Annotated in this window: 7 protein-coding genes; 5 read left to right on the forward strand and 2 right to left on the reverse strand. The window is 73.3% G+C overall.

All coding sequences use genetic code 11. The features are described 5' to 3' along the window. Nucleotides 1-26: 26 nt before the first annotated feature. Complete coding sequence (locus AB0O40_RS29435; protein ID WP_365048034.1) at nt 27-1,637, reverse strand: N-acetylmuramoyl-L-alanine amidase; 1,611 nt, start codon at nt 1,635-1,637, stop codon at nt 27-29. A gap of 149 nt (nt 1,638-1,786) precedes the next feature. On the opposite strand from AB0O40_RS29435, the gene AB0O40_RS29440 reads away from it, so the two are divergent. From AB0O40_RS29440 to AB0O40_RS29455, 4 genes are all read left to right on the forward strand, one after another. Next, nucleotides 1,787-2,536, forward strand: coding sequence for a TIGR03089 family protein (locus AB0O40_RS29440; protein WP_365048036.1), 750 nt, complete (start codon nt 1,787-1,789; stop codon nt 2,534-2,536). Nucleotides 2,537-2,808: 272 nt separating this feature from the next. Continuing rightward, the gene (locus AB0O40_RS29445) at nt 2,809-4,053 is read left to right on the forward strand and encodes an LCP family protein (RefSeq protein WP_365048038.1); all 1,245 of its coding nucleotides are present in this window, start codon (nt 2,809-2,811) and stop codon (nt 4,051-4,053) included. Between the two features lie 221 nt (nt 4,054-4,274). After that, on the forward strand, nt 4,275-6,035 hold the full coding sequence (locus AB0O40_RS29450) for an LCP family protein (protein ID WP_365048040.1): 1,761 nt from the start codon (nt 4,275-4,277) through the stop codon (nt 6,033-6,035). A gap of 117 nt (nt 6,036-6,152) precedes the next feature. After that, nucleotides 6,153-7,811 carry an LCP family protein gene (locus AB0O40_RS29455; protein WP_365048042.1) on the forward strand — a complete coding sequence of 553 codons (1,659 nt, stop codon included), beginning with the start codon at nt 6,153-6,155 and terminating at the stop codon, nt 7,809-7,811. A 67-nt stretch (nt 7,812-7,878) separates the two neighbouring features. Here the strand turns inward: AB0O40_RS29455 and AB0O40_RS29460 are convergent, their stop codons facing one another. After that, nucleotides 7,879-8,922, reverse strand: a complete 1,044-nt coding sequence (locus tag AB0O40_RS29460) for a glycosyltransferase family 2 protein (protein ID WP_365048044.1) — start codon at nt 8,920-8,922, stop codon at nt 7,879-7,881. Nucleotides 8,923-9,285: 363 nt separating this feature from the next. Between AB0O40_RS29460 and AB0O40_RS29465 the strand changes: the two genes are divergently transcribed. Beyond that, a complete protein-coding gene (locus AB0O40_RS29465; protein ID WP_365048046.1) occupies nt 9,286-10,659 on the forward strand; it encodes an LCP family protein in 1,374 nt (457 codons plus the stop codon). Nucleotides 10,660-11,000: the final 341 nt, after the last annotated feature.

An 11,000-nucleotide genomic window follows, 5' to 3' on the forward strand; every position in this document is an offset into this window, starting at 1 on the left:
GCGGCCAGTGTAGGCGGAGCGCTCGGTCACCTGCCCTGGAATCGCGCCGATGTCTGGCGGGCGGTGGGGAGCTTGCCGTACAGCTTGCGGCCCGGGCACTCGGTCGCGAAGCCGTCCCGGTGGCCCGAGATGACGTTCATCTTGACCAGCCGGCCCTTCTTGTAGAGGTTCCCGCCGCCCGAGGTGAGGGTGGTCTTGCCCAGCGGGTTCGCCCCGTACAGGCCCAGCTTCCAGGCCGTCAGGCTGGCGATCGCCTTCAGCGCGGCGGCCGGCGGCGCGCTGTCGGTGAAGGTCCCCAGCACCGCGATGCCCATGCTGTTGGTGTTGAAGCCCATGGTGTGGGCACCCAGCACCGGCTTGGCGACCCCGCCGGCCCGGCCCTCGTAGACCGTGCCGCACTTGTCGACGGCGAAGTTGTAGCCGAAGTCCCGCCAGCCGCTGCTGACCACGTGGTACCGGTACAGGCTGCGCAGCACCGCCGGGGCGTCCGAGCAGCGGTAGTTGTTGCCCGAGGCGCTGTGGTGGATGAAGGCCGCCTTGACCGTGTTCGTGTAGACGAAGCCGCGCTCGCGCAGCGACTCGTCGGCGCCCCAGCCCTTGCGGGTGACGATCCGGGGCCGGGGGCCGATGTACGGGCGGGCCGCCAGGCTGACCGTGCCGTCGTGGTTGATGACCGCGTCGGCCGTGGTGTCGGCCTTGTTGAGGGCCTTGATCTCGGTGGCGCCGAGCGGGGCCAGGCCCAGGTTGGCGGCCGAGGTCTCGGTGGCCGCCTGGCTCATGCCCGGGGCGGCCGGCAGCTCGCCCTTGTCGTCCTCGTCATCCGCCGTGCCGGAGCCGTCGTCGGGGACCGGGATCCCGGCCCCGGGCCGGCCGGTGTTCTTGCCGTCGTGGGCGGCCGGTGCGGCGGGGCCCGCCGGGGCGATGGGCGCGGTGCCCGGTGCGGCGGCCGACTCGGCCGGGACGTACGTCGGCGTCCGGCCCGGGTCCACCAGCTCGATCCGCATCCCGGAGGGGAGCGGCTGGATGGTGCCGGCGTCCTCGGCGGGCACCCCGGCCCGGTCCGTGGCGCCCTCCGCCCCGGCGGCCGGGCCCTCCGGCGCGCCGGGTTCGGCCTGGACGCGTACCTCGATGCCGTCGGACTCGCCGACCCAGAGGGGCGCGGTGCTGCCCCGGACCTTGCCCGAGGCGCCCTCGGCGGTGCCGGGGTCGGCCGCGTGCTCGCGGTTGTGGGTCTCGACGTCCTGCCAGTCGGACCAGGTGGCGGTGGCCGCGGACCGGGTACGGACCTGGACCCGGCCGTGCAGTTCGGTGCGGGCGTCGTCCCAGACGACGCCGACCAGCGAGAAGGTGCGCACGTCCCGTGCGCCCAGGCCCCGGACCTCGGCCGCCGGTGCCGTGGGCAGCCCCGGCAACCGCGCCGACATGCCGGGCGTCCGGCCTGCCCGCGCCGACGCGGGGATGAGGGGGGACAGGGGGACCAGCGGGAGCGACTGGGTCGACCCGGGCACGACGGCCCCGGCCGCCGCCGGGGCGGCCGGGGCGGCCGTGGCGGCCAGGGCGTGATGGGGAAGCGCGAGCGGGAGGGCCAGTGCGGCCGCCGTCGCGACACCGATCGAGGAAGCAAGGAATCCACGCATGAAACCGATGCTGAGCACACTCCTGACGGTCCGCCAGTTGGGAGCTGACGGACCATCGGATCCGGCGCGGGCCCCCGTCCCCCGCACGGGGGAGCGGCCTGCCGCCGTACGGACCAGGGCCCCGGGGCGCCCCGCGTACCCTTGCCCGCGTGAACGCCAACGACCGCACCCCTGCCGACCTGCTGCGATCCGCGCTCGCCGCCGATCCCGGCCGTCCTCTGGTGACCTTCTACGACGACGCCACGGGCGAGCGCGTGGAATTGTCCGTCGCCACCTTCGCCAATTGGGTGGCCAAGACCGCCAACCTCCTCCAGGGCGACCTGGGCGCCGAACCGGGCGACCGGCTCGCCCTGCTGCTGCCCGCGCACTGGCAGACCGCGGTCTGGCTGCTGGCCTGCGCCGAGGTCGGGGTGGCCGTCGAGATCGGCGGCGACCCGGCCGACGCCGACCTGGTGGTGACCGGCCCGGACACCCTCGAGGAGGCGCGGGCCTGCTCCGGCGAGCGGGTGGCGCTGGCGCTGCGCCCGCTGGGCGGCCGTTTCCCGCAGCCGCCGGCCGGCTTCGCGGACTACGCGGTGGAGGTGCCCGGCCAGGGCGACCGCTTCGCGCCCTTCGCCCCGGTGGACCCGGCCGGGCCCGGCCTGAGCGTGGCCGGGACCGGGCTCTCGTACGAGGAGCTGGTCGGCCGGGCCCGCGAGGACGCGGCGAAGCAGGGGCTGGAGCCCGGCGCCCGGGTGCTGACCGGGCTCGGCTTCGACTCCTGGGAGGGGCTGTCGGCGGGGCTGTACGCGCCGCTGGCCGCGGGCGGCTCCGTGGTGCTGTGCCGCCACCTCGACCGGCTCTCCGCAGAGGGGCTGGCCCAGCGGACCGAGAGCGAGCGGGTCACGCACACCGTCTGACCGCGCCCGCCCGGTGCGGGCCGCCCCCGCCCGCACCGGGCCCGGCGCCGGGGTACGGCCCGTACACCCGTGCCGTCACCCACACTGCGCAATGTGCGGGACCCTGGATTTGTCACCCACATGGCGGAATCCGGGGCCCCGCGCCAGGGCCGCCCGGGTCACCCCGGTGGATGATCGGCGGAAGGCCGCACAGCGGATCAATTGCTCCATAAGGGGCGATACCGGGTCCGTCCCGGCGGCCGCAGCCGATCGCCGTGAGGATGGGCGCACACATGAACGATGGTGCGGGCATACCGGGCGTGGACGAGCCGTCCGGGGGCGGTACCGGGCCCCCGCGGCGGCGCCGCCGGATCCTGCGCTGGGTCGGACTGGCCATGGCGCTGTTCGTCCTGGCGGGCGCGGGTGCGGCCTGGTGGCTGTACCGCAAGCTCGACGCCAACATCACGGCGGACACCACCGCGGCGGGCGAGCTGGAGCGGTACGAGAAGGAGCGCCCGGCCCTGGTGGTCCGCGGCGCCCAGAACATCCTGCTGATCGGCTCCGACACCCGGGCCGGCGCGGACAACGCCAAATACGGCCGGGACCGGGGCACCCAGCGCTCGGACACCACGATCCTGCTCCACCTGGCGGCCGACGGCCGCAGCGCCACCGCGGTCTCCATCCCCCGGGACCTGATGGCGGCGATACCGAGCTGCCGCACCCCCGACGGCACCCGGACCCGCGAGCAGTTCGCGCAGTTCAACTGGGCCTTCGAGTTCGGCGGCGCGGCCTGCACGATCCGCACGGTCGAGAACATGACCGGCATCCGGATCGACCACCACATGGTCGTCGACTTCCGCGGCTTCAAGAAGATGGTGGACGCCATCGGGGGCGTGGAGGTCTGCCTCAAGCAGCCGGTGGACGACGCCGAGGCGAAGCTGAAGCTCCCGGCCGGCCGCCAGACCCTGCACGGCGAGCAGGCGCTGGGCTTCGTCCGGGCCCGCTACAGCCTGGGCAACGGCAGCGACACCGACCGGATGGGCCGCCAGCAGCAGTTCCTGGCCGCCCTGGTCACCAAGGTGCAGAGCAACGGCGTGCTGCTCAACCCGGCGAAGCTGTACCCGCTGCTGGACGCGGCCACCTCCTCGCTCACCACCGACCCGGGCCTGGCCTCGCTGCGCGACCTGTACGAACTCGTCCGCGGCATGAGGGAGATCCCCACCGACCGCACGCAGTTCCTGACCGTCCCCCGGCAGCCGTACGCGGCCAACCCGAACCGGGACGAGCTGCTCGAACCGGATGCCTCCCAGCTCTTCCGGCAACTGCGGCTGGACAAGGCGGTGCCCCTGACCGCCCCCAAGCCCTCGCCGAGCACCGAACAGGCGACCGCGGGCCGATCCGGCGAAGGCCCCCAAACCGGTGCGGACCGGGGCGGCGAACCGAACGCCGGCCGAAGCCCTTCCGCCACGGTGGCCGGAACCCCCACCCCCGTACCGACGTTCACGGGGACCACCGCGGATAACGCAACCTGCCGGTAAAGCAATCGCCAAGGGTGCGTGAACGCCGAGTGGGATGGGTGTATTGCCCCGTTATAAGGGGAGTGGAATTTGTCACCAGCATGGTTTGCGGCCGAACCCTGCGGATAAGGTGAGCGATCCGGTGCCCAGCTCGCAGAAGGCGGGCCGTGTACTGCCGGATCGACGACCGAGCGCCTGGGGGGAGGCGCCTCGTGTGGCACCGACGGAGGATTCAGACAACCGTGGATGCGCAAGGCCGTGGGCGGGCGGACGACATCGACCCCGCAGACCAGTGGGTGCTCAACCCCCGCACTGGCAACTACGAACTGCGACTGGACAGCTCCGCAGGGCAGCCGTCGGTCGCCCGCCCCCGCAGAGCCCCCTCCGCGTCGGCGCACAGAGCCCCCGCCCCCGCCGCGGCCCCGGCCGCCGGAGCGGGCAAGGCGGCGGCGCCCGCCGGCCCGCCCGTCCGCACCGCGCCCGGGCTGCCCGGCCAGCGCCGCGGCGGCGGGAACCCGCCCCCCGGCGGCCGGCGCTCCGGCCGCAAGCGCGGCGGCGGTGGCGGTGACCGCAGGAAGAAGGTGCTGCTGATCACCGGCGGCTCCATGGCCTTCGTGCTGGTCGCCGCCTCGGTCGGCGGGTACCTCTACTACCAGCACCTGAACAGCAACATCAGCAAGCTCGACGTCGGCGACGCCGGTGCCAGCGGCTTCCAGACCGACCAGGCCATCAACATCCTGATCATCGGCACGGACAAGCGCACCGGCTCGGGCAACGAGGGCTACGGAGACGCGAACAGCGTCGGCCACGCCGACACCACGCTGCTCTTCCACGTCGCCAAGGACCGGTCCAACGCGACCGTGCTGTCCATCCCCCGCGACCTGATCACCGACGTCCCGGACTGCCCCACCAAGCAGCCCGACGGATCGCTCAAGACGATCCCCGGCACCCCGGGCGTCCGCTTCAACACCAGCCTCGGCCAGGACGGCCGCGACCCCGGCTGCACCATGCGCACCGTCAAGAAGCTCACCGGCATCCCCGTGGACCACTTCATGATGGCCGACTTCAACGCCGTCAAGACGCTCAGCTCCGCGGTCGGCGGCGTGCCGGTCTGCGTGGCCAAGGACGTCGACGACAAGAAGTCCAAGCTCAAGCTGACCAAGGGCGAGCACCGGCTGTCCGGCGAACAGGCCCTGGCCTTCGTCCGCACCCGGCACGCCTTCGGCAACGAGAGCGACCTCGACCGGATCAAGACGCAGCAGGCGTTCCTGGGTTCGATGATCCGCGAGATGAAGTCGAAGGACACGCTCACCAGCCCCAAGAAGGTCCTCTCCCTCGCCGAGGCGGCCACCAAGGCGCTCACCGTGGACACCGGGATAGGGAGCATCAACCAGCTGACCAAGCTGGCCAAGGAGCTCAAGGACGTCAACCCGAAGAACATCACCTTCACCACCCTCCCGGTGGACGACAACCCGGCCGAGCGCATCAAGGCCACCGTCGTGGTCCGCCAGTCCCAGGCCGAGCCGCTGCTCGCGATGATCCGGTCGGACACCTCGCTCACCGAGGTCAAGAAGGAGAAGCAGGAGGCCCAGGACAAGCAGGACGCCCTGCTCCAGGGCACCCGCGCGGCCGCCTCGGCGGTCCGGGTCGAGGTCTACAACGGCGGCGGCCCCACCGGCTCCGCCCAGACCACCCTCGAATGGCTGCAGAACTCCCAGGGCGTCACCCGGTCCAGCAACAACGGCAACGCGCCCGAGAAGCTGGAGAAGACGTCCCTGGTCTACGCACCGAACCAGGCCGACCAGGCCCGCGAGCTGGCCGACCTGATGGGCCTGCCCGCCTCGGCGCTCAAGCCGGGCACCGCCGACGTCCCGGACCGCACCCCGATGAAGCTCACCCTCGGGGCGGACTTCAAGGGCGCGGGCATCCCGCTCACCGCACCGAAGAAGGCACCGGAGGGCATCCAGCGCGTCGAGGCCGACAAGGCCACGTGCGCCAAGTAGGCCGCCGCGGGCAACGCGCAGCCGCGAAAAGCAGTCAGACACAAGTGACGGCACCGACAGCCGGTACGACATGACGAATACGGCCTGACACGCATCAGGACCAATGGGGGGTTACGCGTGAGCCAGAGCAGCGTGCGGGGGGAGGGGGCGCAGGCCCAGGCGCCCGGTGGCATACCGGGGACGGAGCAGGGCGCGCCCGGCTCCGTCCCCGGACCCCGCGACGGGTCCGGTCGCGGCCGGCGCGCCGGCCGCCGCGGAGGCGGCCGGCCGGTCCGGCGCGGCCGGGTGCGCGTCCTGCGCGTGCTCGCCATCGGCCTGTCCGTGGCGGTCCTCGCCACCGCCGGCGCCGGCTACCTGTACTACCGCCACCTCAACGACAGCATCAAGACGGATGCGTTGAACCTCGGCGACCACAAGCTCGGCGGCTCCAAGCCCAACGCCTTCGGCCAGACCCCCCTGAACATCCTGCTCATCGGCTCCGACGCGCGCGACAGCAAGGAGAACGAGGAACTGGGCGGCGCCAAGGACACCTTCGGCGGCACCCCGCTCGCCGACGTGCAGATGCTGGTGCACCTCTCCGCGGACCGCAGCAACATGTCCGTGATCAGCATGCCCCGCGACACCCTGCTCAAGCTGCCCAAGTGCACCGACACCGACGGCAAGGTCTACGAGGCCACCCAGCACGTGCGCCCCATCAACGAGTCGCTGGGCCGCGGCGGTCCGGGCTGCACGGTGGCCACCTGGCAGGAGCTCACCGGGATACCCATCGACCACTTCATGATGATCGACTTCTCGGGCGTGGTCTCCATGGCCGACGCCGTCGGCGGCGTCCCGGTCTGCGTCCGCAAGAACGTCTACTCCCGCACCTCCACCGGCAAGGGCTCCGGCCTGAAGCTGCCCCAGGGCACCAGCACCATCAAGGGCGTCCAGGCCCTCCAGTGGCTGCGCACCCGCTACGGCTTCGAGGACGGCAGCGACCTCGGCCGCACCCACGCCCAGCACATGTACATGAACTCCATGGCCCGCGAGTTCCGCAAGAACGCCAAGCTCAGCAACCCGCTCAAGCTCCACAGCCTGGCCGAGGCGGCCGTCAACGCCATGGTCGTGGACCCCTCGTTGGACCGGATCGACCGGCTCTTCGACCTCAGCATGGAGCTGAAGAAGGTCCCCACCGGGCGCATCACCATGACCACCATGCCCTGGGTGGCGAGCAACCTGATCAGCGGCAAGGTCGAGCCCAGCACCCACGACGCCCAGCAGCTCTTCCAGATGGTCCGCGACGACGTCCCGCTCGACGGCAAGGCCCCCGCCAAGCCCAAGCCGGCCGCCACCGCCACCCCGCCCGCCGACCCGGCGGCGCCCCCGGCCGAGATCCCCGTCATGGTCCGCAACGCCACCAGCGGCAAGGACCGGGCCGAGCTGCGGGTCCGCGGCCGGGCCGGTGACGTGGTCACCCTCCTCGGCGGCAAGGGCTTCACCCGTGCCAAGGCCGACAACGAGACCGCCGGCGAGGACACCACCCTGGTCCGGTACGCCAGCCCGGACCAGGCCGGTGACGCCCTGGCGGTGGCCACCGCGCTGGGCCTGCCGGCCACCGCCGTGCAGAAGTCCACCGACGTCTCCGGGGTGACCCTCTTCGTCGGCAAGGACTGGCGCACCGGCGACAAGCCCGCCCCGCCGCCGGCCGCCCCCACCAAGGCCCCCGAGTCGGCCCGCCCTCTCAACGGCGACGACGAGGGCGCCTGCATGGAGATCCAGCCCGGCTTCACCTGGTAGCCGCGGGCACGGGAAGGGCCCGGCGGACCACACGTCCGCCGGGCCCTCCGCATGTCCGTGCGGCGGCCTAGACGGCGGCGTCCTCCGTGCGGACGGCCGCCCGGCGGCTGGCGATCACCCTGCGCGCCAGCGACCTGGGGCTGGTCAGGAAGCCGAAGCCCCAGGACATGTGCATGGTCGCCAGGGCCAGCGGGATGCGCACCCGGGCCCCGGCCGACATGCCCCTGCCCGCCGGCACCGAACCGGCCGTGACCGCCGCCAGGTAGCCGGCCGGGACCACGAACGCCCAGGGCGTCAGCACCGCGCCCGCCACCAGCCCGGCCGCGACCGCGCTGACCGCGGCCGGCGGCGCCAGGTACCGCAGGTTGATCGAGCCCGGGTGGTAGCGGGCCACCACGTGGCGCCAGCGCCCGTAGTCCTTGTACTGCTTGGCCAGCGCCCGGACCGAGGGCCGCGGCCGGTACCGCACCGTCAGCTCGGGCGAGAACCAGATCAGCCCGCCGGCCGCACGGATCCGGAAGTTCAGCTCCCAGTCCTGCGCCCGGATGAACTCCTCCTTGTAGCCGCCCTGCCGCTCCAGCGCCTCACGGCGGAAGACGCCCAGGTATACGGTGTCCGCCGGGCCGGCCGTACCGCCCGTGTGGAAGGCCGCGTTGCCCACGCCGATCCTCGAGGTCATCGCGGCGGCCACCGCCTCCTCCCAGGCGTTCTCCCCCTCGGCGTGCATGATCCCGCCGACGTTCTGCGCCCCGGTCTCCTCCAGGAGGCGGACCGCGGTCGATATGTAGTCCGGCGAGAGCATGCCGTGGCCGTCGACGCGCACCACGACCGGGTGGCGGGAGGCCCTGATCGCGGCGTTCAGCGCGGCGGGGGTCCGGCCGGTCGGGTTCGGGACGGTGCGCACCCGCGCCCGGTCGTCCGAGGCGGTCTCGCGGACGAGTTCGGCGGCGATCTCGTCCGTGCGGTCCGTGGAGGGCCCCAGCGCGATCACCACCTCCATCTCGCCCGCGTACCGCTGCCCGAGTATGTGCCGGACGGAGTCGCGCAGATGGCGCTCCTCGTTGAGCACGGGCATGATCACCGAGACTGCGGGCTGCTGCTGCGCGGGCATGAGGTCCTTCGGGCGGGGCCGGGGCGGAGCCGGGCGGGCGGCCGCCGGCCAGGGCCCCGGGGGCGTCAATATCGGCGCTCACGTTACCGCGTACGGGGGAACCGGCCGCGTGCCCCAGGAGCGGCGCGGACGGCCGCTGATCGTATGGGCCTACTGTCCTGAGGATCGCCCGGGGCCCGTTCCGCATGCTCCCGCCGGCCCCGTTCCTGCCTGCCCGTGCCGTCCACGGAGGTGCCCCCCGTGCCCCAGCCGCAGCGCTCCCCCCGTCCCCGGCCGCCGCACGGACCCCCGCGCGGCCGCGGCCCGCGGGGGGCACCTCCCGGCGGTGGCCGGGGGCGGAAGGCGGCTCGTCCCCGCTGGGGGGTGCGGCTGGCGACCACCCTCTCGGTGGTGGTCCTGGGCTCCGGGGCCATCGGGCACGCGGTGATGACCGGCCTGGACACCGGCATCAGCCGGGTCGACCCCTTCAAGGACATGAAGAACCGCCCGCAGGCCGGACACGGCGTGAACTTCCTGATCGTCGGCACCGACGAGCGGGACAAGATCACCAAGGAGGACAAGCGGGAGTACCGGCTGGGCGGCGCGGCCTGCCACTGCACCGACACGATCATGCTGGTGCACGTCTCGGGGGACCGGGAGCGGGCCAGCGTGATCAGCCTGCCCCGGGACAGCTACGCCGAGGTGCCCGCGCACGTGGACCGCTTCACCGGCAAGCACCACGGGCCGCACCCGGTGAAGCTGAACGCCGCCTACGCGGAGGGCGGGCCCAACCTGACCGTGCGGACGGTCGAGAACATGACCCGGGTCAAGATCGACCACTACCTCGAGGTCGACTTCACCAGCTTCATGAAGACCGTCGACGCGATGGGCGGGGTGGAGATCTGCACCGCCAAGGCGATGCGCGACTCCTACACGGGCCTCGACCTGCTGCCCGGCACCCACAAGCTGACCGGCGGCCAGGCCCTCCAGTACGTCCGCTCGCGGCATGTCGACGGGGCCGCCGACCTCGGCCGGATGCAGCGCCAGCAGCGGTTCATCGCCGCGCTGATCTCCCAGGCCACCGGGAGCGGGGTGCTGCTGAACCCGGTCAAGTTCAAGGAGGTCAGTGCCACCCTCCTGGGCTCCGTCCGGGCCGACCCGGGCTTCGGCTCCACCGAGATGCTGGCGCTCGGCCAGGCCATGCGCGAATTCACCCCGGCCTCCTCCGAGTTCGCCTCGGTACCGATCCTGCCGTCCGGGCCCCCGGTCAAGCCGCTGGGCTCGGTGGTGCGGTGGGACGGCCCCAAGGCCGCCCGGCTCTTCGAGGCGCTGCGCGAGGACAAGCCGCTCGCGCCGGTCCGCGCCAAGCCGCGGCAGCAGGCGGTGCTGGTGGACGTGGCCCCCCAGCAGATCCGGGTCGCGGTCGAGAACGGCACCCGCATCGACGGGCTCGGCGGCCGGGTCGACAAGGCCCTGCGGGCCACCGGCTTCAACACCACCCAGGCGCCGACCGCCGGGGCCAGCCGGACCGTGACCCGCACGGTGGTCGTCTACGACCCCCGCTGGGACCGCTCGGCCAAGACCCTGGCCACCGCCCTGGACGGCGCCGCCCTCCGCGCCGTCCCCGGCCTGGGCCCCACCCTCCGCGTCACCGCCGGCACGGACTTCCGCAAGGTCGTCCCCGTCCGAGCCGAAGACCCCTACCAGGGCGAATTCGGCGTGGTAACGGGCGACCAGGTCTCCTGCCCAAAACCGTGACGGCGGCGCTGGCATGACCCCGCTCCGGTGCCGTACACCCCACCCGGCCCCGCCGCGGGCCGGCACACCTAGCCCCACCGGCGCTTGAGGCGACCGCCGCGCAGCGGCGGTGCGGGGCGTACCAGCCTCGCCGGCGTTTGAGGCGCGGGGTCCGGGGCGGAGCCCCGCTGTACCCCTTCCAGCCGCGCGGCGTTTGAGCGCACCGGCGCGGAGCGTCGGTATGGGGGCTCCGGGGGCAGCCGCCCACCGGTTTCGGGAAGGGGCGGGGTGGGGCTGGCTCCGCGCAGCGGCCGGGCGCGGGCCCGGGAGCCGCGCCTCAATCGCCGGCGGGGCTGGAGGAG

Source organism: Streptomyces sp. NPDC089919 (assembly GCF_040684615.1).
GTDB lineage: Bacteria > Actinomycetota > Actinomycetes > Streptomycetales > Streptomycetaceae > Streptomyces.

What these genes read in the sequence shown, in the direction of transcription:
- AB0O40_RS29460 (WP_365048044.1), bottom strand. Translation starts at nt 8,922, where the DNA reads ATGCCCGCGCAGCAGCAGCCCGCAGTCTCGGTGATCATGCCCGTGCTC.
- AB0O40_RS29445 (WP_365048038.1), top strand. Translation starts at nt 2,809, where the DNA reads ATGAACGATGGTGCGGGCATACCGGGCGTGGACGAGCCGTCCGGGGGC.
- AB0O40_RS29435 (WP_365048034.1), bottom strand. Translation starts at nt 1,637, where the DNA reads ATGCGTGGATTCCTTGCTTCCTCGATCGGTGTCGCGACGGCGGCCGCA.